This window comes from Bradyrhizobium genosp. L, from assembly GCF_015624485.1.
Classification (GTDB): Bacteria; Pseudomonadota; Alphaproteobacteria; order Rhizobiales; family Xanthobacteraceae; genus Bradyrhizobium.
The window spans coordinates 2,421,518-2,446,362 of sequence record NZ_CP061378.1 but is presented as its reverse complement, the minus strand read 5'-3'; the positions used below and the strand labels follow the sequence as shown (position 1 = coordinate 2,446,362).

General features: G+C 65.3%; 21 protein-coding genes. 3 read left to right on the top strand and 18 right to left on the bottom strand.

The features are described 5' to 3' along the window. Positions 1–54: 54 nt before the first annotated feature. From IC762_RS11285 to IC762_RS11240, 10 genes are all read right to left on the bottom strand, one after another. Positions 55–1,563, bottom strand: a complete 1,509-nt coding sequence (locus tag IC762_RS11285) for a glycerol-3-phosphate dehydrogenase (RefSeq protein ID WP_195788870.1) — start codon at positions 1,561–1,563, stop codon at positions 55–57. Next, a complete protein-coding gene (locus IC762_RS11280; protein ID WP_195788869.1) occupies positions 1,560–2,297 on the bottom strand; it encodes a class II aldolase/adducin family protein in 738 nt (245 codons plus the stop codon). The genes IC762_RS11285 and IC762_RS11280 overlap by 4 nt, the downstream gene beginning before the upstream one ends. A gap of 20 nt (positions 2,298–2,317) precedes the next feature. Beyond that, positions 2,318–3,358 (bottom strand): 2-hydroxyacid dehydrogenase, encoded by a 1,041-nt coding sequence (locus IC762_RS11275; protein ID WP_195788868.1) that lies wholly within the window; start codon positions 3,356–3,358, stop codon positions 2,318–2,320. Beyond that, positions 3,351–4,931, bottom strand: a complete 1,581-nt coding sequence (locus tag IC762_RS11270) for an FGGY-family carbohydrate kinase (RefSeq protein ID WP_195788867.1) — start codon at positions 4,929–4,931, stop codon at positions 3,351–3,353. Before IC762_RS11270 ends, IC762_RS11275 begins: the two co-directional genes overlap by 8 nt. A 2-nt stretch (positions 4,932–4,933) precedes the next feature. Further along, positions 4,934–6,049, bottom strand: a complete 1,116-nt coding sequence (locus IC762_RS11265) for an ABC transporter ATP-binding protein (protein WP_246801641.1) — start codon at positions 6,047–6,049, stop codon at positions 4,934–4,936. Positions 6,050–6,065: 16 nt separating this feature from the next. Beyond that, positions 6,066–7,169: an ABC transporter ATP-binding protein gene (locus tag IC762_RS11260; protein WP_195788866.1), complete on the bottom strand. Its 1,104-nt coding sequence runs from the start codon at positions 7,167–7,169 to the stop codon at positions 6,066–6,068. A gap of 3 nt (positions 7,170–7,172) precedes the next feature. Continuing rightward, positions 7,173–8,030, bottom strand: coding sequence for a carbohydrate ABC transporter permease (locus IC762_RS11255; RefSeq protein ID WP_195788865.1), 858 nt, complete (start codon positions 8,028–8,030; stop codon positions 7,173–7,175). 16 nt (positions 8,031–8,046) lie between these two features. Beyond that, positions 8,047–8,973, bottom strand: coding sequence for a carbohydrate ABC transporter permease (locus IC762_RS11250; protein WP_195788864.1), 927 nt, complete (start codon positions 8,971–8,973; stop codon positions 8,047–8,049). A 114-nt stretch (positions 8,974–9,087) separates the two neighbouring features. Further along, positions 9,088–10,527, bottom strand: coding sequence for an extracellular solute-binding protein (locus tag IC762_RS11245; RefSeq protein ID WP_195788863.1), 1,440 nt, complete (start codon positions 10,525–10,527; stop codon positions 9,088–9,090). A 23-nt stretch (positions 10,528–10,550) separates the two neighbouring features. Beyond that, entirely contained in the window at positions 10,551–11,540 is a 990-nt protein-coding gene (locus IC762_RS11240; RefSeq protein WP_195790089.1) for a sugar-binding transcriptional regulator, read from the bottom strand. Positions 11,541–11,724: 184 nt separating this feature from the next. Here IC762_RS11240 and IC762_RS11235 point away from each other — a divergent pair, with 184 nt between their 5' ends. The 3 genes from IC762_RS11235 to IC762_RS11225 are packed head-to-tail and all read left to right on the top strand — an operon-like array spanning position 11,725 to position 14,859. Then, a complete protein-coding gene (locus IC762_RS11235; RefSeq protein ID WP_195788862.1) occupies positions 11,725–13,005 on the top strand; it encodes an FGGY-family carbohydrate kinase in 1,281 nt (426 codons plus the stop codon). After that, positions 13,002–13,838 (top strand): TIGR01459 family HAD-type hydrolase, encoded by an 837-nt coding sequence (locus IC762_RS11230; RefSeq protein ID WP_195788861.1) that lies wholly within the window; start codon positions 13,002–13,004, stop codon positions 13,836–13,838. Before IC762_RS11235 ends, IC762_RS11230 begins: the two co-directional genes overlap by 4 nt. A gap of 10 nt (positions 13,839–13,848) precedes the next feature. Continuing rightward, positions 13,849–14,859: a class II aldolase/adducin family protein gene (locus IC762_RS11225; RefSeq protein WP_195790088.1), complete on the top strand. Its 1,011-nt coding sequence runs from the start codon at positions 13,849–13,851 to the stop codon at positions 14,857–14,859. Positions 14,860–15,089: 230 nt separating this feature from the next. On the opposite strand, the gene IC762_RS11220 is transcribed toward IC762_RS11225, so the two are convergent. The 8 genes from IC762_RS11220 to IC762_RS11185 form a co-directional block, all read right to left on the bottom strand. After that, positions 15,090–16,730, bottom strand: coding sequence for a choline dehydrogenase (locus IC762_RS11220; RefSeq protein WP_195788860.1), 1,641 nt, complete (start codon positions 16,728–16,730; stop codon positions 15,090–15,092). Between the two features lie 53 nt (positions 16,731–16,783). After that, positions 16,784–17,890 carry an ABC transporter ATP-binding protein gene (locus IC762_RS11215; protein ID WP_195788859.1) on the bottom strand — a complete coding sequence of 369 codons (1,107 nt, stop codon included), beginning with the start codon at positions 17,888–17,890 and terminating at the stop codon, positions 16,784–16,786. A gap of 15 nt (positions 17,891–17,905) precedes the next feature. Then, positions 17,906–18,709, bottom strand: coding sequence for an HAD-IIB family hydrolase (locus IC762_RS11210; protein ID WP_195788858.1), 804 nt, complete (start codon positions 18,707–18,709; stop codon positions 17,906–17,908). Beyond that, positions 18,706–20,235 (bottom strand): FGGY-family carbohydrate kinase, encoded by a 1,530-nt coding sequence (locus IC762_RS11205; protein WP_195788857.1) that lies wholly within the window; start codon positions 20,233–20,235, stop codon positions 18,706–18,708. Before IC762_RS11205 ends, IC762_RS11210 begins: the two co-directional genes overlap by 4 nt. A 66-nt stretch (positions 20,236–20,301) precedes the next feature. After that, positions 20,302–21,828, bottom strand: a complete 1,527-nt coding sequence (locus IC762_RS11200; protein WP_195788856.1) for an ABC transporter substrate-binding protein — start codon at positions 21,826–21,828, stop codon at positions 20,302–20,304. Positions 21,829–21,878: 50 nt separating this feature from the next. Further along, positions 21,879–22,769 carry a carbohydrate ABC transporter permease gene (locus IC762_RS11195; protein ID WP_195788855.1) on the bottom strand — a complete coding sequence of 297 codons (891 nt, stop codon included), beginning with the start codon at positions 22,767–22,769 and terminating at the stop codon, positions 21,879–21,881. Next, on the bottom strand, positions 22,769–23,710 hold the full coding sequence (locus IC762_RS11190) for a carbohydrate ABC transporter permease (protein ID WP_195788854.1): 942 nt from the start codon (positions 23,708–23,710) through the stop codon (positions 22,769–22,771). The genes IC762_RS11195 and IC762_RS11190 overlap by 1 nt, the downstream gene beginning before the upstream one ends. 65 nt (positions 23,711–23,775) lie before the next feature. Then, a complete protein-coding gene (locus IC762_RS11185) occupies positions 23,776–24,813 on the bottom strand; it encodes a sugar-binding transcriptional regulator (protein ID WP_195788853.1) in 1,038 nt (345 codons plus the stop codon). Between the last annotated feature and the right edge of the window lie 32 nt (positions 24,814–24,845).

Below are 24,845 nucleotides of genomic sequence, written 5' to 3'. Positions count from 1 at the left end.
GCGGCCTCTCGTTCCTTTGCACGGTTCACCTGGAAAAACTTGAAATGGCGTCGTTCAGAGCCACGCCGTAAAGGCGTCGCGTTCCGCGCGCGTCAGCCGCAAGCCGTGCTTGGTCCGCCGCTCGAGATAATCGGCGGGTCTCGCTGCCCACTCCGTCTCCCGGAGATAGACGGCCTCGCGCTCATAGAAGTTGCCGCCGAAGTGACGGCCGAGATCAGACACGCTGCGGGCCGATTCAAGCAAGCCGCGGGCCCGCGTGCCATAGAGCCGCGCGTAGTGCTGGATCAGCTGTCGGGGCAGATCGGGATAGGCGCGCGCGAGGTCGGTCGCGAAGCCATCGAAGGTGTCGCCGATGTCGCCGCCGGGCAGATGCCTGCCCGCCGTCCACGCCGGGAACAGCTTCGGAAACCAGGGCTCCAACCGGCCGAGCGCGTGCTCGGCGAGCCGGCGGTAGGTCGTGATCTTGCCGCCGAACACCGCCAGCAAAGGCGGCTGTTCCGCGGTGCCATCAAGCTCGAAGACATAATCTCGGGTCACCGCGGAGGGATTGTCCGACTGATCGTCGTAGAGTGGCCGCACCCCGGAAAACGCGTGCACGATCGCGTCCTCGCGCGGCGCCGCGCGGAAATAACGCTGCAGCACGTCGAGCAGGTAGGCGATCTCGCCGCCGTCGATCGCGACATCCTCGGCGCGGTCGTCATAGGGGATATCCGTGGTGCCGATCAGCGCCAGGTCGCCCTCATACGGATTGACGAAAATCACGCGACGGTCCGCGTTCTGGAGCAGATAGGCCTGCGGACCGCTCCAGAATTTCGGCACCACGACATGGCTGCCCTTGACCAGCCGCACATTGTGGGTCGCGTTCACGCCCGCGACGCCCTGCATGACATCGCGGACCCAGGGGCCGGCGGCATTGACCAGCGCGCGCGCACGCACGACCTGATGGTCACCATCCTCGCCCTGCATCTCCAGGCGCCAGATGCCCTGCTCGCGGCGGGCGCTGACCGCACGGGTCCGCGGCAGGACGATAGCGCCGTTGCCGGCGGCGTCGATCAAATTGAGGATCACGAGCCGCGCATCGTCGACCCAGCAGTCCGAATATTCGAAGCCACGACGGAACTCGTCACGCAACGGCGCGCCTTCCGGTGCCTGCGACAGATCGAGCCCGCGGCTCGGCGGCAGCTGCTTGCGGCCGCCAAGATGATCGTAGAGGAACAGCCCGGTCCGTATCAGCCAAGCCGGCCGTTGCTCGGGCGAGTGCGGCAGCACGAAGCGCATCGGCCAGATGATGTGCGGCGCCGACGCCAGCAGCACCTCGCGCTCGATCAGGGCCTCGCGCACCAGGCGAAACTCGTAGTGCTCGAGGTAGCGCAGTCCGCCATGCACGAGCTTGCCGGAGCGCGACGAGGTCCCCTCGGCGAAGTCGTCCTTCTCGCACAGCAGCACCTTGAGGCCGCGCCCGGCCGCATCGCGGGCAATGCCGGCGCCATTGATGCCGCCGCCGATGATGGCGATGTCGACGAGCCCGTGGTCCCTGCCCGGGCCCGGTGCGGCCGCAGTCATCGCGTCTTGCTGCGCTTCTTCTCGACCCGCCGACGCGCCGCCGCCTTTCCTGCTGCACGCGCCTTGGCGGACTTGGGCTTCGGCGCCTGCAGACCATAGGTCGAGAAGCCCTGCGCCGTCTCGGCGATCTGCGCCTCGCTGAGGATCTGCGGCGATCCGAGCGCGAGCGAAAGATAATACTGCCGCGCGATGGTCTCGAGCTCGACCGCAAGCCACATCGCCTTGTCGAGATTGGCGCCGACGGCGATCATGCCGTGATTGGCGAGCAGGCAGCCGTTGCGGCCCTCGAGCGCCTTGAGCGCATGCTCGGACAGTTCGGGCGTGCCGTAGCGCGCATAGCCGGCGCAACGGATGTCGTGGCCGCCGAACGCCGCCATCATGTAGTGGCACGCCGGTATGGATTTGTGCGCGATCGCGAGCACGGTGGCATAGGTCGAATGGGTGTGGACGACGCCGCCGACGTCGGGCCGGCCGCGCATGATGTCGAGGTGGAAGCGCCATTCGGTCGACGGCTGCAACGGTCCTTCCCAGGCGCCATACTCGCCCTCGAGCGGCATCGATGCGATCATCTCCGGCTTCATCGCGTCGTAAGGCGTGGCCGACGGCGTGATCAGCATCCTGTCCTTGTAGCGGGCGGAAATATTGCCCGACGTCCCCTGATTGAGGCCCGACGCATTCATCCATCGGCATTTGGCGATGATTGCTTCGCGCAATTGTCGTTCCTCGCGGGTCATGTCGAAATCACCTTTCGTCGTCAGCACGGATTGAGCGGCGGCTCGCCGGCGAGATACCGGCGAACCTCCTCGGCCGCTTGTTCGGCGGCAAAGGTCACGGTGCGCACGGAGGCGCCGGCAATGTGCGGCGTCAGAGTGACATTGGGCAGTTGCAGCAACGGCCAATCCGGCGGCACCGGCTCGACCGCGAAGGTGTCGAGCATCGCGCCGCCGAGCCGTCCCGCGGACAACGCGTCGTAGAGCGCGTCATAGTCGACCAGCGGGCCACGCGCGGTATTGATGAAGGTCGCATCCGGCTTCATCCGCGCGAGCGCGGCACGGTCGATCAGGCCGGTGGTTTCGGCCGTCACCCGCGCATGCAGGGTGATGACGTCGGCGCGCGCCAGCAGGTCGGCCAACGCGACATGCTCGACGCCGTCATTGCGGTCCTGCGCGGTGAGCTGGACATAGGGATCGGCGACCAGGATCTTGCAGCCGAACGCCTTCAGGAGCTTCACCACGCGGCTGCCGATCGCGCCATAGCCGACGATGCCGACGGTCATTTCGCCGAGCTCGCGGCCGGTGCGGTCCGCCCGATAGAGGTCGCCGCGCCATTCGCCACGGCGCATGGCCTCGTGTCCGCTGCGGATCAGCCGCGTCTCGGCGAGGATGGCGCCGATGGTGAACTCGGCCACCGCGCTCGCATTGCGGCCCGGTGTATTGACGACGAGCACCTTGTGGTCGCGCGCCGCCTGCATGTCGATATTGACCGGGCCACCGCGCGACACCGCGACGAATTTGAGGTTCGGCAGCTGCTCCAGCATCGATCGCGACATCGGTGCCAGATGGGTCACCAGCATCGGCGCATCGCCGATGAAGGCGATGATCTCGTTCGGATCGCCCATGAACTCCTTCAAGCCGTCGAGCTTGGAGCCGGCATAGCCGTGCTCCATCGGCTCGTCCGGCCATGGCTGCTCCAGCATCCGGATCTCGACCGCATTGCCGCAGGCCGCATTGATCCGTTCGGCAAACACCGACGGCAGCATGAAGCGATCGCCGATGATGGCGATGGTCTCAGACATGGCCGCCTCCCGTGCGCAGCGCCGCAAGCTGCTTCCAGACCGGGCGCGCCGCGAGCCTGGCGTCGAGATAGGCCGGGAACATCCTTGAATAGTGCGCGGCCAGGTTCGCATCAAAGCCCTGCGGGGCGTTGAGGCACGGCGTGACCCAGTGCTCCGCGCACGCCGCCATGTCCGGATAGATCCCGGTTGCCACCGCCGCGATCATCGCGGCGCCCGCTGCTCCTGCTTCGCCACGGCTGCAGATCTGCACATTGCATTCGAGCGCGGCGCCAAGGATCGAGCCGAGCGCGCGGCTTCGCGCGGCGCCGCCGGTGATCCGCAGGTCGCGAGGCAGCGCGCCCATCGCGGCATAGCAATCACGCGCGGCGAAGGCGAGGCCCTCCATCACCGCGCGCATCAGGTCCCAATAGCCATGGCGGGAACGCAAGCCGAGGAATTGCGCGCAAGCCTCATGCGAGACGAAAGGACCCCGCTCGCCTGCATCCGAGATGAAGGGATGAAACAAGAGCTCGCCCGGCCGCGCCGCGAGCACGCGCTCGTCGAGCCTAAGGATCAGGTCGGCACGCGAGCGCGTCACGCCTTCGGCAGCCAGCAGATCGCGCGCGAGATCGATCAACCAGTCGATGTTGAGCGTCGCGGCCATGTTTGACTGCATCTGCGCATAATGGCCCGGCACCGGGAAAGGCATGGTGTAGCCGGTGGCCTCGGGATTCAGGACGACTGCTTCCGCGCTGGACGCCAGCCGCATGTGCATGCCGGTCGAGCCGATAATGGTACAGCCGACATCGGGCGCCGGATCGTAGAGCCCCGCGCCCAGCGCGTTGCAGATCACGTCGACATAGCCGAGCGAGACCGGTACGCCCTGCGGCAGCCCGGTCTCCAGCGCCGCAGCAGTGCTCAGCGGATGCGTCGTCGTCACGCCGTCGACGACGTCAGGAAACAAGGCGGTGCAATCGGAGATGCCGATCAGCTCCGCCGTCTCGGTGTCGAAACCGCGCTTGCGGAAATTGCCGCAGGTGAAGCTCGCCTCGGACGGATCGGTCGCGCGCTGCCCGGTGAGCAGGAAATAGAGCCAGTCCTTGCAGTGAAAGGCGGTGGCGGCCCGCGACAAGGTCTGCGGTGCGTGGGCCTGTAGCCAGGCCAGTTGCGGGCCCTGCTGGCATGCGTTGAGACCCGATCCGGTCCGCTGATAGAGCGCCGCGTTGCGATCACCGGAGCGGATCGCCTCGACCAGGCTGCCGGCGCGGGAATCCAGCCAGAGCAGCGCCGGCGCGATCGGATGGCCATCGTCGTCGATCAACCAGGTGCCGTCGCCCTGTCCGGTGACGGCGACCGCCGCGACCCGCGCGGTGAAATCCGGCACCGCGGCGACGAGCCCGCGCAGCGCGGCGACGGTATCGGTCCAAGTCCGCGCCATGTCCTGCTCGACCCGCCCGCCCGGCGCCGTGCTGTAGCTATTGGGCAGCGAGAACTCCGCGAGCTGCCTTCCGTCACGCGTGAACGCCACCGTCTTGATCATGGACGTTCCGGCGTCGATGCCGATGATCACGTCGCGGCTCTGCGGGATCGCCATGATCAGACCGTCTCCGCGTGGCGAATGCAGGTCCCGTCGGCCGCGAAGATGTGGAGATGCCGCGGCTCCAGCGCGAACGGAATGATGTCACCCGGCCTTGCTGCGACCCGGCTCGACGTCACCGCGATCAGGAGATTGCCGGCGCATTCACCGGCGACATGCGCCTGGTCGCCCAGCCATTGGTTGGACATCACGCGCACCTGCACATTACCGGTCCCGACCGCGACCTTTTGCGGCCGGATGCCGACACGGACGCGCTTACTTTGCTGCATCGTCTGCCGCGCGGCTTGATCGAGGGTAGCGCCAGGGATATCGAAGGCGATGTCAGGGCCCGCCGACAGGCGGAAGCCGCCGTCCGCGGCTGCGACCTCCGTCTCGAGCAGGTTCATCGGCGGCTCGCCGATGAAGCTCGCGACGAACAAATTCGCAGGCTTGTTCTTCAGCTCCTTTTCGCTGGCGAACTGCTGCAGCACGCCGTCCTCCATCACTGCGATGCGATCGGCCAGCGCGCTGGCCTCGGTCTGGTCATGGGTGACGAAGATCGCCGTCATGCCGCGCTCGGCCAACAGGCCCTTGATCCGGCCGCGCAGCACCGCGCGCAGTTGCGGCTCGAGCTGCCCCATCGGTTCGTCGAGCAGATAGAGATCGGCGTCGCGCACCAGCGCGCGGGCCAGCGACACCCGCTGCTGCTGGCCGCCCGAGATCGAGCGTGGATATTTGTCCAGCGTGCCCTCGATCTCCACCAGCCGCGCGATCGCATCGACGCGGCGCGTGACCTCGCTGTGCGACAGTTGTTGCGCTTTGAGCGCAAAGGCGATGTTTTCACGTACCGTGAGCGGCGGGTAGAGCGAATAGCCCTCGAAGGCCATCGCCACCTTGCGTCGCGCCGGCGGCAGCTCATGGATGCGCCGCTGGCTCAACACGATCGCGCCGGAGGTGACGCTCTCGAAGCCCGCGATCATACGCAAGGTCGAGGTCTTGCCGCAGCCCGAGGATCCGAGCAGCGCGACGATCTCGCCCTGTCCGACCTCCATGTCGAGCGCACGCACCGCGTGCACCGGCGGCTTGCCGCGGCTTTGGTAGACCTTGTCGACATTCGTGATCTCGAGCATGCCCATGGTCATTCCACCTGCCTCATGCCGCCTGCCGTCGATCGGGCTGGCCGACGCGAAGCCCGGTTGCGCGATCGAACAGCAGCGCCGCCTGCGGCGCGAACCGGACGAACACGTCGTCATCGGCGTTCGCCGCCGGTGCATCCGGCGGCAGCGCCGCCAGCCATTCTGAGCCGTCCGCAAACCGCAGCAACAGCACGGCGCGTTCGTGCATCGGCGTGATCGCCACGACGCGGGCCGGAATCGCGTCGTCGCCGGCGTTGCGGCTGATCTGGAGATCGTCGGGGCGCACGCCGAGCCAGCATGGACCATGCGCGGCCGACGGATTGATCGCATCAAGCCGGACCCGCGTCCCGGCCACTTCGGCGGCGAGACCGCCCTGCCCGGCCTGCGGTTCGACCTCAGCGAGGTTGATGCTGGGGTCGCCGAACAGCCGTGCCACGGCGACCGATGCCGGCCTGGCATAGATCTCCTCTGGGCGCGCGAGCTGGACCAGCCGGCCGCCGACCAGGACCGCGATCCGGTCCGCGATCGCCATCGCCTCGCGATAGTCCTGGGTGACGTAGAGCACCGCGGCCGAACTGCGCCGCAACAGGCTCGGCAGCTCCAGCCGCATCTCGTAGCGCAGCTTTGCATCGACGTTGCGCAGCGGATCGTCCAGCAGCAGCACCTCGGGATTGCCGATCAGCGCGCGCGCCAGCGCGGTGCGCTGCTTCTGCCCGTTCGACAATTCGCGGGGCATGTGACCCAGCACGTGCTCGATCTTCAGAAGCTTGCTGATCGAGGTGACGCGCGCCGCAACGTCAGCGTCGCCAGCCTTGGCGCGGAAGCCGCTGGCGATATTATTCCGCGCGGTCATGTGCGGAAACAGCGCAAAATTCTGAAAGGCCATGCCGACCCCGCGACGCTCCGGCGGTGCGCCGACGATCGAGCGGCCGCCGACCAGGATGTCGCCCTCGTCGGGCTCGTACATGCCGGCGATCATCCGCAGCAGCATGGTCTTGCCGCTGCCCGATGGCCCGAACACCGCCACGATCTCGCCGGGGTCGACGGCAAAGGACAGCGCATCCGCGCAGCGGACCGGACCGAACGACTTGCCGAGTTGGTTGATCTCGAGACGCGCCATGCTTCAGCCCTTCACCGCACCGAGCGACAGGCCCTCGACCAGATAACGTTGCGCGTAAAGTGCCAGCAACAGCGTCGGCGTGACCGACAGCACGATCGCGGCGGCGATCTGGCCGTACTGGATGCCCGATGCCGTGACGAAGGCCAGCGCACCGACCGTCACCGGCTGCTTATCGGCCGACGCCAGGATCAGCGCGAAGACGAAATTGTTCCAGCAGAAGATGAAGGACAACAATCCCGCAGCGGCGATGCCGGGCCCCGCCAAGGGCACCGCGATGCGCGCAAACGTCTCGCGCCAGCTATGTCCCGCCAGGCGATAGGCGTGCTCGATGTCGGGACTGATGTCCTCGAAATAGCCGCGCACGATCCACAGGATCAGCGGCAACGCGATCAGCTGATAGACCCAGACGATGCCGAAGTAGGTGTCGCTGAGTCCGAGCTGCTGATAGTACAGCGACAGCGGCAGCAGCACGAGCAGCGGCGGCGCGAAGCGGAACGACAACAGCGTGAAGGCGATGGTTTCACCGAGTCGGAACTTGAAACGGGCGAATGCGTAGGCCGCCGGCACGCCGAGCAGCAGCGCCAGGATCACCGCAGCGCTCGAGAGAACAAAACTGTTCATCAGATTGCGCATGAAGGAGATCTCGAGGTTGCCGGCCGTGGTGCGCAGCTGTCCGGAGATCAGCGCCTGGTAGTTGGTCAGCGTCGGCTCGAACAGGATGTGTGGCGGAATCCGCAGGATCTGCTCGTTGCTCTGGAACGACATCAGGAAAATCCAGACGATCGGGAACATGAAGAACACCAGCACGAGCGCCAGCGCCACGCCGCGGAAGATGCGGCCTGCCAGACTGGAATGATCCATCGCAGCCTCCCTTCCCTTACGCGTGACCATGGGCGCGCGCACGCAGCCGCAGCCAGTTCTTGATGAAGATGTTCGACAGGATGTTGGTGATCAGCCACAGGATCATCAGCAGCGCGGCCGAACGGCCGACATTGGTGTACTGGAAGAATTCGAGATAGGCCTGGACCTGGAACACCATCAGCCGGTCGCCGGGCCCACCCTGGGTCATCGCATAGATGATATCGAACTGCTGGATCGAATCGAGCAGGCGGAACAGCGACGCCGTGATGATGTAGGGCGCCAGCATCGGCAGCGTGATGCGGAAGAACACGAAGCTTGCCGGCACACCGTCGAGCGCGGCAGCCTCGAACGGCTGGCGCGGCAGCGAACGCAGCCCGGCCAGCAGCAGGATCATGATGAATGGCGTGTAGACCCAGACGTCGACCAAGACCACCGTGAACAGCGCGGTCGAGGGGTCGGAGGCCCATTTGAAATCATGGATGCCGATCAGGCTGACCAGATAGGACAGGATGCCGAAGCCCGGATTGGTCATCAGCTTCCACATCAGAGCGGCGATCGCCGGCGCCGTCATCAGCGGCAGCAGCAGCATGATCGACACGGCGTTGTGGAAACGGGTCGGACGCCGCAACAACAGCGCTATGCCGAGGCCGAGCAGCAGCTCCAGCACCACGGTCAGCGCGGTATAGAGCAGCGATATCTTCAGCGTGTTCCAGAACGCGGGGTCGGAGAGGAAGTCGATGTAATTGTCGGCCCAGATGAAGCCGCGCAGATAGGGCAGATTCAGCCGATAGCGCTGCAGCGAATAGACCGCGGCGGTTACGAACGGCACCAGGATGGCGACGCAGACCAGGAGCGCCGGCAGGCTCAGCAAATAAGGCAGCATGCGTCCGCGCGGTCGCGGCGTGCGGCGTGGAAGCGCGTTCGTCTGGGACAACTGGACCATGCTCATGATGATAGGGCGTCACATATTCGCTGCAACATCGCCGGTTCGGAACGATGCGCGGTCCGAACCGGCGAGTTGGCGTGGTGCGGAGGAATCAGGGCACCACGCAAGGGGTTAGCCGAGGCCCGCCTGCTTGAGCTGGCGGTTGATGCTGTCGGCGAGCTTGTCGAGGCCTTCGTCGACGGTGACTTCCTTGGCCACCATCTTCTGCAACGAGGCGGCCCATTCGGTGGTCAGGTCGAAGAACAGCGGTTGCGCCGTGAAGTAGATCTTGGCCCCGGGCGACGAGATGTCGTGCTGCTCGAGATAACCGGGATACGACTTCGCGATGCGGTCGCGGAACTCGCTGTCCTTCCACACCGAAGCGCGCACCGGATTGACGAAGTCCATCTTGCGGGCGCCGAACAGGCCATGCTCAGTCGAGGCCGCCCACTGCATGAACAGCCACGCCGCATCCTTCTGCTTGGAGAAGGTCGACATCGCAAGCGACCAGATCCAGACGTTCGGGGTCGGCGCCTTGGCGGCCGGGTTGGCGGCGAACGGCGCATAGCCGAGATGGCCCTTCTCCTTGTTGTCGCCGCCATTCATGAAGTAGCCGAGGATATCGGCATCGTAGATCATGCCGGAGGCGCCGGCGCCGACGTCGGTGCCGACCTGATACCAGGTGTAGGTCGACCAGTTCTTCGGGCCCGAGCCCTGGATCATCTTGACCCACTTCTCGTGGAAATCCTTCGACGCCTTGGTGTTCATGGCGGCCTTCAGCTTGCCGCCCTCCATCACGAAATCCTTCTGGCCGAAGTTCGAATAGGCCGACAGGAAGCCGGGATGGATGGTCGCCCAGGAGCGCGAGCCGCGCACGCCGATGCCGTAGGGGCCGCCGGCATCCTTGGTGATCTTGGCCGAGACTTCGAGCAACTCGTCGAGATTCTTCGGTGGCTTGACGCCGACCTTGTCGAAGATGTTGCGGTTATAGGTGATGTTGTTGAGCTCATAACCCCACGGAATGCACCACTGCTTGGCCTTGCCCGAACCGAGCTCGGAGCCGGCGACGCCGTCCCACGCGGTCGATGCGCGCAGGCCGGGCAGCACGTCGTCCCAGGCGAAGGCCGGATTGGTTTTGGCGGGGTCCTTGATGTAGGTGTTGAGATCCTCGATCCATCCGGCCGGGCCGTAGGTCCAGGTCATGTAGGCGCCGGTCATGAAGGCGTCGTACTGGTCCGATTTCGAGGACAGCGCCGCGGTCACCTTGTCGAAATAGACGTCTTCCGGGAAGATATCATAGGTGACGTTCATGCCGGTGAGCGTCTTGAACGCCTCGAGGTCGCCGATCATCGCATCGACATAGGGATGCTTGTTCAGCAGCAGCTTGACCGACTTGCCGCTGAATGCCTTCCAGTTGAAGTCCGCGGCCATTGCCCGCGAGACCGACGATGCGAATGCCGCGTTGGCGGCGACGCCGGCGATGCCGAGCTTGGCGGCGCCATCCAGCAGATCACGCCGGCTGATGCGTTTGGCGGCGTAAGCGTCGAACAGATTCTTCTCTCGATCGTGCATTGTAACCTCCCATTTTGCGCGTTTTACTTTCCCTTACGACCTTTGTTCTTGGTCTTGCCGGATGTTGTCTCCGGCTTGTCGGTCACGAGTGCCTGAGCGGTCGCCTCGTCGATGATGAGGCCGTGCAGCAGACCGCTGCGCAGCACCGCGCGCAACGCGGCCACCTTGGCGAGGCCACCGCCGATCGCGACGATGCGATGGGTCCTGAGATCCGCCGGCGACATCGAGGTGGCGCGCGCGGACAGGTCGACATCCAGCACCTGACCGTCGGCGTCGAAGAAGTGTCCGAGCAAATCGGCGCAGGCGCCCGCGCGTTTCAGTTCCACGACCTCGTCGGGCTTGATCATGCCGCTCGAGACCAGGAAGCCGTCGGCATGGATCTGGCCAATGCCGACGAACAGCAGAGATGCCCGGCGGGCGAGCGCAAACACGTCGGCAATGCCGTATTGCTGCATCAGCACGGCGCGGTCCGCGACCGAATTGGCAAACACCGGCACCGGCAGAAGATACGCCTCTGCCCCTGTCCGCTCCGCCAGCCGATGGATGACATCGAACGGGTTGGCGGCGAATTTGCGGGTCAGGCCGCCGAGCAGCGAGACGAACTGCATTTCGCGGGCCGCCGTCTGCGGCAAATGCTCGACCACGGCCGCAAGCGTACGGCCATGACCGACGCCGATGACCTTGTGCTCCCCACGTTCGAGGATCTGGCGCAGGAAGCTCGCGCCCTCGAGCGCCAGCGCCTTCAGCGGCCAATCGCCCTCGCCGAGATCCGGCGCGACGCGGCAGAAGCCGAGACCGAAGCGCTCGGCCAGGGCGTTTTCCAGCGCCACGCATTCGGCGACCGGCCCCTCGACGAAGACGCGGATCATGCCCTCGCGGCTCGCGCGCGCGATCAGCCGATGCGCCTTGGTGCTCTGGATATTGAGCCTATCAGCCACCTCGGACTGGGTCAGCCCGGCGGCGAAATACAGCCACGCCGCGCGCGTCGCGAGCGACGCTTCGCCGTCGACCATCGGCAGCCTGTCGGGAGGTGGGGTCACGCCGTGAAAAGTCCCGCTTGCAAAATTCTTCAGAGGCTGCAAAAAATTGCAGACAGGGATCGGGACGTCAATCCCCTAAACGTGCTGCGGTGCGATAACGCTCTGCGGCAAGAGCGCGCCGCGCTGTGTTACGAAGCGTCGATCGTGGTGAAGTCGAATGGCAGGTTTGTTTCTCGGCATTGACGTTGGAACGGGCGGCGTTCGCGCCTGCGCCGTCGATGCGCGCGGACATATCCATGGAATGGACTCGGTTGCGCTGGCGCCGCCGCGTCAGGACGGCAATGCGGTCGATCAGGATCCCGAGCTGTGGTGGCACGCGACCGTCGCGGCGATCGGCAAGCTCGGCGGCAAGATCGATCTCGCGAGCGTCGAACGCATTTCGGTCGACGGCACCTCGGGCACCCTGCTCCTGATCGATGCCGACGGCCGGCCGTGCAGCACAGGTCTCATGTACAACGACGCGCGCGCGGTGACCGAGGCGGCCCGCATCGCCGCGGTGGCGCCTGCCGAGAGCGGTGCGCATGGCGCAAGCAGTGCACTCGCGAAGCTCCTGCATCTCTTGAGCCGCGGCGAAGGCCGTGATGCCCACTTCGCCGTTCATCAGGCGGACTGGATCGCCGGCCGGCTGGCCGGGCAGCACGGCATCAGCGACGAGAACAACACGTTGAAGCTCGGCTATGATCCGGTCACACGCACATGGCCGACCTGGCTCGATCGGCTCGACGTGCCCAGCAAATTGCTGCCGAAGGTGCTGGTGCCGGGAACGCCGTTTGCGGACATCGATCCAAAAGTTGCGAGCACGCTCGGCCTGCCTTTGTCAGCGCAGATTGCGGCGGGCACCACCGACGGCGTCGCCGCCTTCATCGCCACCCGCGCCGATACGCCGGGCGACGCCGTCACCTCGCTCGGCACCACGCTGGTGGTCAAGCTGCTCGCGACGAAACCGATATTTGCCGCCAGCCAGGGCGTTTATTCGCACCGGCTCGGCGACAGCTGGCTGGCGGGCGGTGCCTCCAACTCGGGCGGCGGCGCGCTGCTGGCGCATTTCACCGCCGCCGAGATGGAAAACCTGACGCCACGGCTCCAGCCGGAGGCGCCGACCGGTCTCGACTACTACCCCCTCGCCAAGCCGGGCGAGCGATTTCCGATTGCCGATCCTGCGATGCCGCCACGGGTCACGCCGCGGCCGCCGGAGGATCATCGCTTCTTCCAGGCGCTGCTGGAGGGCATCGCCTCGGTCGAGGCGCTCGCCTATCGCGAGCTCGCCGCGCTCGGCGCGCCGGCGCTGCGCCGGGTCATCAGCATCGGGGGCGGCGCGAAGAACGATGCGTGGACCCGGATCAGACAGCGCACGCTCGGTGTCCCCGTGATGATCGCCGAGCAAACCGAGGCAAGCTATGGCGCGGCCCTGCTTGCCGCGCGAGGCGGTCCGTCATGACGGACGGCGCGACCGACATCGCGGGCCTTCACCAGATCATCGACCGCTTCGATCACGTGCTGCTCGATCAATGGGGGACGCTGCATGAGGGACAATCGATCTTTCCGGCGGCGCGCGAATGCCTCGCGCGGCTGCGCCAGGCCGGCAAGCGCGTGCTGGTGCTCTCGAATTCCGGCAAGCGCGCGCGCAGCAATGCGCAACGGCTCGCCGCGCTCGGCCTGCCACAGGACGCTTATGACGGTATCCTGACCTCGGGCGAAGTCGCCTGGAGCGGTCTCAAGGCACGCATGCAGGCGCCATTCGCCGAACTCGGCCGCCGATGCTTCCTAATCGCCCGCGGCGGCGACCGCACGATCGTGGACGGGCTCGATCTCGCCGTCGTGGCAGATGTGGACGATGCCGACTTCATTCTGCTCGCCGGGCTGGACGATGCCGCCGCCGCGCCCGAACGCTGGCGACCACGCTTGACCGGTGCTGCGACGCGCGGCCTGCCGATGCTGTGCGCCAATCCCGATCTCACCATGTTCGGCGCCGAAGGATTGATCCCGGCGCCGGGCGCATTGGCGCGCTTCTATGCGACGCTGGGCGGGCGCGTTTCGTATGTCGGCAAACCGCATGCGCCGATCTTCGCGGCCGCGCTGGAGCGGCTGGGCCATCCCTCCCCCGCGCGCGTTCTGATGATCGGCGATTCCCTCGATCATGACGTGGCCGGCGCTCGCGCGGCCGGCATGCTCGCGCTGCTGTTGCGCGCCGGCGTGCACCGCGATCAAGATCCGAATTCGCCGGACGACGCCTTAGCGCCGCATTGGACCATGAATCGCCTGGCCTGGTGAGAACCCCATGATGCAACAGCCTGCCCACCTCGATGACCTCCGCGACATGTCGGCGCGCGTCGGCAAGAACATCCTGCTGGTGCAAGGCGCCGGCGGCAATTCCTCGGTGAAGGACGGCGACGTGCTCTGGGTCAAGGCGTCCGGTACCTGGCTTGCCGACGCAAAGGACAAGGACATTTTCGTCCCCGTCTCGTTGTCCGCGGCGCGGATCGCGCTGGCGCAGGGCGACGAGCGCGTGCCGCTGGCGCCGGGGGCCACGACCACGCTGCGCGGCTCGATCGAAACCTCGCTGCATGCGCTGATGCCGCACCCGGTGGTGCTGCACGTTCATTCGGTCAACACCATCGCCTGGGCGGTGCGGACCGATGCAGCCGACGAACTCGCCCGTCGTCTCGACGGGCTCGCCTGGCGCTACCTCGACTATTGTCATCCGGGATTGCCGCTGGCGCAGGCGGTGAGCGCGGCGATCGCCGAAGACAACGTCGACGTCCTGATCCTCGGCAACCACGGCCTCGTGGTCGGCGCGGCCAATTGCGCAGCGGCCGAAGCGCTGGTCGCAGACGTCGAAACGCGGCTTGCGCTCGAGACGCGCGACACGCCGCCTGCTGACGATGCGGCGCTGCGCGCGATCTGCGCAGGCACTGACTATCGCCTGCCGAGCGACCCACGCTGCCACGGCATTGCAACCGACCGCCACAACCTTGCTGTCGCGACCGGCGGCTCGCTCTATCCCGATCATGTCGTCTTCCTCGGGCCGGCGATGCCGACCCTGGAAAATGGCAAGCGTCTCGAGGAGGCGAATGGGCCGTTGTCACCCGTCGCAATTCTCATTCCCGGCAAGGGCAGCATCATCCGCAAGGATGCCAGCGCCGGCGCCGAGGCGATGCTGAGCTGTCTTGCGCTGGTGACGTGCCGTTTGCCTCAGAATGCGGAAATTCACTATCTGACGGCGCAGAATGAGCACGCCCTGCTCAATTGGGATGCGGAGCGTTACCGCCAGCAACTGACCGCGAGCCGCTAAGCCTGCTGCGTAACTCGGCGCCGCAAGCCGAACTCCGCCGCATCAGCGCAAGCGACACACGCATTTCGGAATAATGAAAAAATACCCCTGAGTTGCCCGACGTGTCAAGTCGATTTTCCGAGTGCCGGCGCCGGCCCTCCTTTGCATGGGGTTGTTTTCGATGTTTTTGGGAATACGCCCCTTTGCTTCGTCGCTTCAATGCAACGCTTCACACTTTTCCCGATCATGCTCTAGAGGCTTGCCTCCTGCATGCCGGCCCGCGCAGGTCTCGTCGCTGCCGCGAGCGGTTGCCGGCCGAGGATGAAGTCGGCTCCCTTCTCCGCAATCATGATCGTCGGCGCGTTGGTATTTCCCGACACCAGCCGCGGCATGATCGATGCGTCGATCACCCGCAAACCGTCGACGCCGTGGACGCGGAGTTGATCGTCGACGACAGCGAGCGGGTCCGAGCCCATCTTGCAGGTGCCGACCGGGTGATAGATGGTCTCGCAGGTCTCGCGGACATAGCGGTCGATGTCGGCATTCGATGTCGCGCGTGAGCCCGGTGCGTATTCTGTTCCGCGATAGGGATCGAACGCCTGCTGGGCGATGATCTCGCGGCCGATCCTGATGCCGTCGCGCATGTTGCGGACGTCTTCCGGCGCTTCGAGGTAGTTCGGCTGGATCGCGGGATGCTGCAGCGGATCGGCCGATTTGATCATGATGGTGCCGCGGCTCTCGGGACGCGCGATGTTGAAATAGGCCATGAAGCCGTGCTCATTGACGATCTGCCGGCCGTGATCGCCGTAGATCAGGAGCACGAAGAAGTATTGAAGGTCCGGCGCGACAAGATCGGGTTGCGATTTCAGGAACGCCATGGCTTCGAGACCGTGTGACGTCGCGGGCCCCGTCTTCGTCAGCACATACTGGATCAGCGCCCGCGTCGAACCCAACAGCTTGGTGTGCTTGAGGAACGAGATCGGCTGGGTGCAGCGTTGCTTGACGCCGCAGGCAAGGTGATCCTGCAGATTTTGTCCGACGCCCTTGAGCTCGTGCACGGTCTTGATGCCGAGCGATCGCAGATGATCGCCGTCGCCGATGCCCGAGAGCTGGAGCAGCTGCGGCGAATTGATCGCGCCACCCGCCAGGATGACCTCGCGCTCGGCCCGCAAGGTGTGAACCTGCCCGTTCCTGATATATTCGACGCCGACGGCGCGGCCGCCCTCGACCAGGATACGTGAGGCGAGCGCCTTGGTGATCACCGTGAGATTAGGCCGCGTCAGCGCCGGATGCAGATAGCAGCGCGCCGCGCTGGCGCGCCTGGCGTCTGCGATCGTGCTGTCCACCGGGCCAAAGCCTTCCTGCTCGGCGCCGTTGAAATCATCGTTGGCGCGGTATCCGGCCTGCTTGCCCGCGGCAAACCAGGCCTTGGTCAGCGGATGCGTGATCTCCGCCAGCCGCGTCGTCAGCAGCGGGCCATCGGCGCCATGATAATCGTCGGCACCGGCCGCGCGACCTTCGGAGCGGATGAAGTACGGCAGGCAGTCGGCAAACGACCAGCCGCGATTGCCGAGCTGCGCCCACATGTCGTAGTCCGAGGCGTGGCCGCGGATATAGACCATGCCGTTGATGGCGCTCGATCCGCCCAGCACCTTGCCACGCGGCCAGAACAGCACGCGGTTGTCCAGATGCGGCTGCGGCTCGGTGTGATAATGCCAGTCGACGCTGCCGGATTTCATCAAGGCGAGATAGCCCGCCGGCATGTGGATGAAGGGATTGGTGTCCTTGCCACCGGCCTCGAGCAGAACGACGTCATTCTCAGGTGCGTCTGACAGCCGGTTCGCCAGCACGCACCCCGCCGAGCCGGCGCCGACGATGACGTAATCCACCATATCTTCCTCCGTCTTCTGATCCGCGGATGGTCGTCACTTCGCGCGAGAACGCGCTAGGCCCGCTTCAGGGTGCGCGGCTTTTCGTCGGGACCATTGATGACCTTGCCCGTCGCCGGCTCGAACAGGCGAACCCGGTCGAGTGCCGGTACCAGCCTGATCGGATCGTCCGGCGACAGTTCGAGGCGATCCTGCGTGATGGCGCAGACCTCCTGCCCGCCGAGATCGCAATAGATGTGGATCTCGGGACCCGTCGGCTCGACGACGGAGACCTTTGCGGGAATTCCCTCGCTGCCGACGCCGGGCCGCAGATGCTCCGGCCGGATACCATATTTCACGGTCTGTCCCACGGTCACGTTTGCATCCGCCGGCAAGGGCAGCGCGACGCCATTGGCGTGCACGACCGGGCGCCCGGCCTCCGTGGCGACCTCGCCGGTGAGGAAATTCATCGACGGCGATCCGATGAACTCGGCGACGAACAGGTTTGCAGGGCGGTCGTAGATTTCCAGCGGTCCACCGATCTGCTCGATGTTGCCGTCGCGCAGCACCACGATGGTGTCGGCCATCGTCATGGCTTCGATCTGGTCGTGGGTGACATAGATGGTGGTGGTCGCAAGCTTGTGGTGGAGTTCCTTGATCTCGGTCCGCATCTGCACGCGCAGCTTGGCATCGAGATTCGACAGCGGCTCGTCGAACAGGAACACCGAGGGATCGCGCACGATGGCGCGGCCCATCGCGACGCGCTGGCGCTGGCCGCCGGAGAGCTGTCGCGGCTGGCGATCGAGGTAGGGCGTCAGATTGAGGATCGAGGCTGCCCATTCCACCTTGCGCCTGATCTCCTCCTTCGGACGCTTCTTGAGCTGCATCGAGAACGCCATGTTGTCGAACACGCTCAGATGGGCGTAGAGCGCGTAGTTCTGGAACACCATCGCGATGTTGCGATCCTTCGGATGCAGCTCGTTGACCACGGCATTGCCGATGCTAATCTGCCCCGAGGTGATCGGCTCGAGCCCCGCGACCATCCGCAGCAAGGTCGACTTGCCGCAGCCGGACGGGCCGAGCAGCACGACGAACTCGCCATTGGCGATCGAGAGGTCGATGCCGTGCAGCACCTCGAACCCGCCATAGGATTTGCGCACATTGTTGATGGTGACCGATGCCATGATTTGACCTTCCCGCTACGCGCCCGCCCTCGCCGCCAATATGCGCTCGGCAATCTCGACGAAGCCTTCAGCGCCGCGCTTGCTGGCGATGAAGGCCGGCGTGGCCGCCATCGCCCCTTCGAAATCCCGCACGTTCGCGACACCGCAAGCGTAGGGAAAGAAGCCGAACATCGGCGCATCGTTCGGGCTGTCGCCGCAGAACACGATGCGGTCCCTCGCCTCATCGAGGTCGAGGCCGAGCCTCTCGTGCAGAAAGATCCGGGTCATGACCAGCTTGTCGTAGCGGCCGAACCAGCCGTTGACGTGGATCGAGGACACCTTGGCGATACCGCCCGCACTTTCGAACAGGCAGACGATCTTGTCGACGGCCGAGCGCGGCAGCGGCGCCACGTCCTCGCAGAAGTCGATCGCCAGATCCGCCTCGCGATAGAGCTGATCGGCCGAGATCGCGGCACCCGGCACCTCGGCCAGGATCAGCTGGCCGAGCGCCAGCAATTTCTGCCGATTGACGGCGCGCTCGGCCTCGCTCGCGATGAACTTGCGCACCATCTTGCGGGCGACCGGATCGTGCCGGAAATAGAATGCGCCATTCTCGCCGATCACGCCGTCGACCGGCCAGAAGCGCGCGATCATGTCGCACCAGCCCGCCGGACGCCCGGTGACCGGAACGACCGCGAGCCCCGCGCCGCGAAGCCGTTCCAGCGCGGAGTAGGAGGCTGCGGGCAGCTGGCCGTCGGTGGTCAGCGTGTCGTCGATGTCGGTCAGGACACAGACGATGCGGCACGCGGTCTCGGCCGGAAAGCTTGCAATCGGCTTCATGACGGCGCGCCCTCGGAGAACGCCGCCAGGCGCGCGTTCCAGTCGAGCAGCTTGGGCCAGAGGTCGGCGTGGATGCCGCGCAACTCGGCGTAGCGCGCCACGCTCTTCGGCTCGGGCTGGAATGTTCTTGCCGACGGCTTCGTCATCGCCGCGGTTGCCTCGGCGATCGTGCCGTACCAACCGGCGCCCTTGGCGGCGGCGATCGCAGCACCCAGCGAGGATGCCTCGCGTGCCGTCGAGCGGAGCACCGGACGGCCCGATGCGTCGGCCAAGATCTGCAGCCAGAGATCGCTGTCCGAACCGCCGCCGATGGCGGAGAATTGACTGATACCACCGCCGGTCGCCGCCTCGATCTTCTCGGCTTGCGCGGCAACCTCGAGCGCGATGCCCTCGAGCAACGCGCGATAGATCGCACCGCGCCGGGTCGAGCCGGACAATCCCGCGATGACGCCGCGCGCATAGGGATCCCAATAGGGCGTCATGCAGCCGAGCCAGTACGGCAGCACGACGACGCCGCCCGCCCCGATCGGACAGCTCGCAGCCTCCGCTTCCAGTGCTTTGAAGATGCTCCGCTGCGTGAGCGGATCGGCGGCGAACATCTCGCGCATCATCCAGTCGACCAGGAACGTGCCGGTCCGGACCACTTGCTCGTAGATGTAGCCGTCGTCGCACACCGCCTTCTCGGTACGGAAGGCGCGGTCATAGGCATAGTTGAGCCCGTAGCTCCCCGAGACCACCGCCGTTCCGAGATTGATGTAGGCGCTGCCGGGAGAGGTGACGCCCGCGCCGGTGCTGGCGCACTGGCCGTCGCCGCCGCCGGCAATCACCGGCGTTCCGGCCGACAGGCCGGTGAAGGCGGCCGCCGTATGCGTGACCTCGCCCATCCGTGCGCCGGGCCGCGCGAGCTGCGGAAGCCGTTCGGTGGTGATGCCGACCGCGTCGAGAATCTCCGTCGACCAGGTGTTGCTTGTCATGTCGAGCAGCCCGGTCGGATCGGCCGACGCCGTCGAGGTGCGCCATTGGCCGGTGAGGCAATGCGTCAGATAGCCGTGAACCTCGGCGAACCGCGCCGCGCGCGCAAAGATCTCCGGCTCCTGCTCCGCCATCCAGATGATGCGGTACAGGCATGGCAGCACGTCGAGCGGCTTGCCGGAAATCGCGTGAACGCGGTTGGCGCCGAACGACTTGCCGAAGCGGACGACCTGCGGCCGTGCCCGCTCGTCGAGCCATGTCATGCCGGGCCGGATCGCTTTTCCATCCTCGGTAAACGCGCTGAAGGTCTCGCGCTGGTTGGAGATCGCCACCGCCGCGATGCGCTCGGCGCCGACCTGATCGGTGATGCCGCGCAACGCGAACGCGGTCGAATCCCACCACTCATCCGGGTTCTGCTCGAAATATCCCGGCTGCGGGTTGGCAAGGTCGATCGCTTTGCGCCCTTCCGCGACGGCGTGGCCGTTGCGATCCCAGGCGATCGCCTTGGTCGCCGAGGTCGAACTGTCGATGCCGATCACCAGATCTCTGGACATGCCATCTCATTCCACGAGAAACGAAGGCGGCAAGGCCGCCTTCGTGAGCTCTTGTCGTGCCAAACCTTACAACAGGCCGGCGTCCTTCACCTTGGCGTCGATGTCCTTCGCCAGCGCGTCCATGCACTTCTTGGGATCGCCGTCATAGGCCTGGCCGGTGAGCAGCTTGCCGAGCTCGGTCGGGATCTCGTTGGTCGAGAGACCCGCCCACAGCGCCATGTGCGGCTCGGTTGCCATCGCGTTGTCGATCACCCACTTCACCGTTTCGAGATGCCGCGTGGTGCCGGGGCCGACCTTGGCCTTGGCCTTGACGCGCGGATCGGCGAAGGAAGAGTTGCGCATCGGCGCGAAGCCGCCGAGCAGCGTGCAGCGTGTCATGATCTCCTTGCAGCAGCCCCACTGCATGAAGATCCACGCGGCCTCCTTGTTCTTGGAGTATTTCGACAGCGAGATGCAGGAGCCGCCCTGATGGCCGAGATTGGGTTGCTCGTTGAAGCCCGCATCCGACGGCGAGCGCAGCACCTTGGCCGTCAACGGACGAGCAGGCTCCCACAGACCCTTGACCTTGGAATCGTCGGCATCGAGGCCCGGGAAGAACTCATCCCAGCTCTGCGCCATCGCGATCTGACCGGAATGCATCATCTCGAACTGGCCGTCCCAGGTCGATGCCGTCGAGTTCGGTGGCGAAACCTTTAGCAAATCCTGGTACCATTTCAGGCCGGCGATGCCCTGCTCGTCATTGCCCGAGAACTTCTTGTTCTTGTTGAAGATCGAGCCGCCGTGGCCCCACACCGCCTGGCTCCAGTCGCATTCCAGCGAGTAGTGGCCCGACTTGGCCTGCAAACCGGTGCCGAAGACACCATTGCTCTTCTCGGCCTCGGTGATCTGCTTGGCGGCGGCGAGGAAATCCTCGTAGGTGGTCGGCACCGCGATCTTGTGCTTCTCGAGAATGTCCTTGCGGTACATCATGGTGAAGATCGGGATGTCGAAGGGAATGCCCATCCATTTGCCTTCGACCTGGGCGACGTTCTTGACCAGCGGCTTGGAGAAGTCGTCCCAATCGAAATCCGGCATCGCCAGCTCGGGCTTGTCCTTGTAGTAGGCGACCGGATCGATGCAGTCGGGCTGGAACATCGAGAGCCAGGATTGGTCGAGATAATACAGGTCGTAGGAGCCAAGCTGGCCCTGCACATCCTGCGTCGCCTTGGCGAGCACCTGCTCCAGCGGCACGATCTCGACCTCGACCTCGATGCCGGTCGGATCGGTAAACTCCTTCTTGATCTGATTGAGGATCACCGACGGCGGCGTCGACTCGGTCGAGTAGCGGATCTTGGCGCCCTTGAACTTGCTGCCGACATCCTTCAGCCATTTGGCCTGGTTGTCCGGCAGGCCGTCGGCATAGGCCGGAGTGCCGAGCATGTTGCCCGTGCGCAGGCCCCGCGGATTGCCGAGCATGCCGGCGCCGAAGGCCGAGAAGCCGACGCCCGCCAAGCCCATCCGGCGCAAGAATTCGCGCTTGGATATCTGCTTGTTGGTGTAGGCGTTCGCGCTGTCGACGATAAATGTTTGCTGGTCGAATTTCTTGAAGCTCATAGACACTCCTCCCAACGTTTTGTTTGACTTTGTAGTCCCGGTCCGCGCGCCTACTCCTTGAGGGACCCCAGGGTCAGGCCACGGACAAGCTGCTTCTGGACGAGCAGGATGAAGATGAAGCTCGGGATCACGGCCGTGGTGCCAAGTGCCGCGATGAAGCCCCATTCCGAACCCGTCGAGGTGACGAAGGTCGTGATCTTGACCGGCAGCGTCCGTATCGAATTGGTCAGGAACAGCGACAGCAGGAATTCGGTCCACGAGAAGATGAAACAAAGCACCGCCGTGGCCGCGACGCCGCCTTTCACCATCGGCAGCACGACGCGCCAGAAGATCTGCAACCGCGTCGCGCCGTCGATCATGGCGGCCTCGTCGACGTCGGCCGGCACGTCGTCGTAGAACGATTTCATCAGCAGCACGGCGATCGGCAGGTTGATCAGCGTGTCGACGATGACGAGGCCGAGCCTGGTGTCGAGCAGCGACATGTAGTGGAACATGAAGACGACCGGCACGATGATGGCGATCGGCGGCATGAAGCGCTGCGACAATATCCAGTTCAAATAGGCCTGCCGCCCGTGAAAGCGCATCCGTGACAGCGCGTAGGATGCCAGCACCGCGAGCAGCAGGGTCAGCGCCGTTGCGCCGACCGCGACGATCAGGGAGTCGATGATGGTCTGGCGGCTGTCATAGGAGCTGGCGCCGCCCACCCCGAACGTATTGCCGGATTCGATCGCGAGCTCCGCCCGGGATTTCCCGAGCATGGTCACCTGATAGTTCACCAGCGTCGGCTTGAAGTTGAACCAGACGATCCCGTCCTTGTCGAAGATCGCCGAGGTGGGCTTGAACGAGGTCAGCGCCCACCAGAACAGCGGGAACATGAAGATGCCGACCACGAGCACCGCAGCGACGTCGCGCAATCGCTTCTGCCAGAAGGTTTCCTGCATCAGAACCGTACCTTGAACAGCTTGATGAAGATCGTCGAGGTGACGATCACCAGAAGCAGCGTGAACAGCGAGATGGTGGAGGCGTAGGGGAAATCGGCGTTCTTGAAGTAGATGGTGCCGGCATAGGAGGTCAGCGTCTCGGTCGCGGTACCCGGGCCACTATCGGTCATCACCTTGACGTAGTCGTAGATGCGGAACAGGTCGACGCCGCGGATCAGCACCGCGAGCGCGATGATCCGGGACAGCATCGGCAAGGTCAGGCGGAAGAAAGCCTGCCACGGTGTCGCGCCGTCGATCGCGGCGGCCTCGAACGGCTCCTTCGGCAAGGCGCGCAGGCCGGCGAGCATGATCAACACCATGAACGGCGTCCACTGCCAGATGTCGGCCAGCAGAACGCCGGCCAGCGCCGAACCGCTGGACGCGAGAATCGGATGCTGCGGCGGCCACAGGCCGAGCGAGACCAGGCCCTGGCTCAGCACGCCGAACGAACCGTCCAGCATCAACAGGAACATCATGCCGGTCACCGCGGGCGGCACCACCAGCGGCAGCGTCATCAGTGCGCGCAACAATCCGTAGCCCTTGCGGTCGCTGTCGAGCAGCAATGCGATCGCGAGCCCGAGGCAGAGTTCGATCAAGAGCGCCGTGGTCGTGTACAAATAGGTGTGGCCGATCGCACCCCACACCCGGTCATCGGCGAACAGCTTCCCCCAATTCCAGGTGGGGTTGAACACGTTGAGGCGGGTGATCGGATTGCGCTTGAACAGCGATAGCCACAACGCATACAGCAAAGGATAGACGCCGAACGCCAGCAGCAGCGCCGTGATCGGCGCCAGCCATGGGAACGGGTGTTCCGACGTCAGAAATCGCGGCCAGACCCGGCGGCGCGGCGTGTCCGATACCGGCACGTCGACAGCCAGACTTGGCGCATGGTTCGGCACCATAGACGTTTCCTCGCGCATCGCTTGTTCTCGGCGCCGGGCTCTTCGGCCCGGTCGCATTGCAGTTTTCAGGGCCGGCGTGATGCTCCGGTTCGGTGAGAGCGGGACGCACGCGGCACCAGCGCTCTCGCCGTTGCAACGTCCGTCACCAAAATCGTCGCGTAGTTGTTGTTCAGCGCGGCATAGATGGCGTCGGTCTTGTCGGCGCCGCCGGCAATGCAGATGCGTTCCGGCACCTTGGCGATTTCGTCCAGGGTCAGCCCGATCATCTGGTTGTCGAGAGCGCCGAGCAGCGGCTTGCCGTCGCGATCGATGAAGCGTCCGCTGACCACGCCGACCGCGCCGCGCGCCAGATACGGCCCGATGTACTCGGGCGACATGTAGCCGCTGCGCATCGCGGTGCCGGCATCGTCGACACTGCCGACGCCGAACAGCACCTTGTTGCTCGACTGGATGATCTTGAAGGTCTCGACCAGTGCCGGCTCCTGCATGAACAGGCGCTTGATCTGGGCAGTCGAGACGATGCCGGGCGCATGCAGGTTGACGCAACGCGCGCCAAGCCGATTGGCGATATTGGACGTGCACAGTTCTGGCGAAAACTCCGTGGTCCCGATCGAACAACCGGTGATCTGGCAGACGGTCACCCCGGGAAGCTTCATCTCGGGCAGCGCCGTCGACAACGCCTGCACGGTGCGCCCCCACGACACACCGAGCACGTCATCGGGCTGCAGCCGCTCGATCAGGAGCCGCGCGCCCGCCCTGCCGATCCGCTCGTGCACCGGCAGGCGGCCGCCGTCGTCGGGAACCACAAGGCAGTTGGTGAGCCCGTAGGCGTCGGCGAGTTCGCGCGCAAGGCCGATAGTCTGCAAATGCCGCGACGAAACCGCGATGGTGACGATGTTGCGGTCGCGGGCTTCCTGCAGGAAGTTCACCACCGACGCGCGCGAGACGCCGAGTTGATCGGCGACCTCTTCCTGCGTCATACCCTCTTCGTAATACAGCCACGCCGCCCATACGACAGGATCACTGTCGAATTCCGCCGGAATCGCCAGCGCCCTGCGCTTGATGCGCGGCGGTGTCACCTGGCGTTGCAACGTTCTGGTCATCGGCGATCCAGTCTCCGCGTCGGATCACAAAA

Bases quoted from the DNA above. Each gene is read 5' to 3' on its own strand.
- IC762_RS11285 (WP_195788870.1), bottom strand. From the start codon at position 1,563: ATGACTGCGGCCGCACCGGGCCCGGGCAGGGACCACGGGCTCGTCGAC.
- IC762_RS11280 (WP_195788869.1), bottom strand. From the start codon at position 2,297: ATGACCCGCGAGGAACGACAATTGCGCGAAGCAATCATCGCCAAATGC.
- IC762_RS11275 (WP_195788868.1), bottom strand. From the start codon at position 3,358: ATGTCTGAGACCATCGCCATCATCGGCGATCGCTTCATGCTGCCGTCG.
- IC762_RS11270 (WP_195788867.1), bottom strand. From the start codon at position 4,931: ATGGCGATCCCGCAGAGCCGCGACGTGATCATCGGCATCGACGCCGGA.
- IC762_RS11265 (WP_246801641.1), bottom strand. From the start codon at position 6,049: ATGGGCATGCTCGAGATCACGAATGTCGACAAGGTCTACCAAAGCCGC.
- IC762_RS11260 (WP_195788866.1), bottom strand. From the start codon at position 7,169: ATGGCGCGTCTCGAGATCAACCAACTCGGCAAGTCGTTCGGTCCGGTC.
- IC762_RS11255 (WP_195788865.1), bottom strand. From the start codon at position 8,030: ATGGATCATTCCAGTCTGGCAGGCCGCATCTTCCGCGGCGTGGCGCTG.
- IC762_RS11250 (WP_195788864.1), bottom strand. From the start codon at position 8,973: ATGGTCCAGTTGTCCCAGACGAACGCGCTTCCACGCCGCACGCCGCGA.
- IC762_RS11245 (WP_195788863.1), bottom strand. From the start codon at position 10,527: ATGCACGATCGAGAGAAGAATCTGTTCGACGCTTACGCCGCCAAACGC.
- IC762_RS11240 (WP_195790089.1), bottom strand. From the start codon at position 11,540: ATGGTCGACGGCGAAGCGTCGCTCGCGACGCGCGCGGCGTGGCTGTAT.
- IC762_RS11235 (WP_195788862.1), top strand. From the start codon at position 11,725: ATGGCAGGTTTGTTTCTCGGCATTGACGTTGGAACGGGCGGCGTTCGC.
- IC762_RS11230 (WP_195788861.1), top strand. From the start codon at position 13,002: ATGACGGACGGCGCGACCGACATCGCGGGCCTTCACCAGATCATCGAC.
- IC762_RS11225 (WP_195790088.1), top strand. From the start codon at position 13,849: ATGCAACAGCCTGCCCACCTCGATGACCTCCGCGACATGTCGGCGCGC.
- IC762_RS11220 (WP_195788860.1), bottom strand. From the start codon at position 16,730: ATGGTGGATTACGTCATCGTCGGCGCCGGCTCGGCGGGGTGCGTGCTG.
- IC762_RS11215 (WP_195788859.1), bottom strand. From the start codon at position 17,890: ATGGCATCGGTCACCATCAACAATGTGCGCAAATCCTATGGCGGGTTC.
- IC762_RS11210 (WP_195788858.1), bottom strand. From the start codon at position 18,709: ATGAAGCCGATTGCAAGCTTTCCGGCCGAGACCGCGTGCCGCATCGTC.
- IC762_RS11205 (WP_195788857.1), bottom strand. From the start codon at position 20,235: ATGTCCAGAGATCTGGTGATCGGCATCGACAGTTCGACCTCGGCGACC.
- IC762_RS11200 (WP_195788856.1), bottom strand. From the start codon at position 21,828: ATGAGCTTCAAGAAATTCGACCAGCAAACATTTATCGTCGACAGCGCG.
- IC762_RS11195 (WP_195788855.1), bottom strand. From the start codon at position 22,769: ATGCAGGAAACCTTCTGGCAGAAGCGATTGCGCGACGTCGCTGCGGTG.
- IC762_RS11190 (WP_195788854.1), bottom strand. From the start codon at position 23,710: ATGGTGCCGAACCATGCGCCAAGTCTGGCTGTCGACGTGCCGGTATCG.
- IC762_RS11185 (WP_195788853.1), bottom strand. From the start codon at position 24,813: ATGACCAGAACGTTGCAACGCCAGGTGACACCGCCGCGCATCAAGCGC.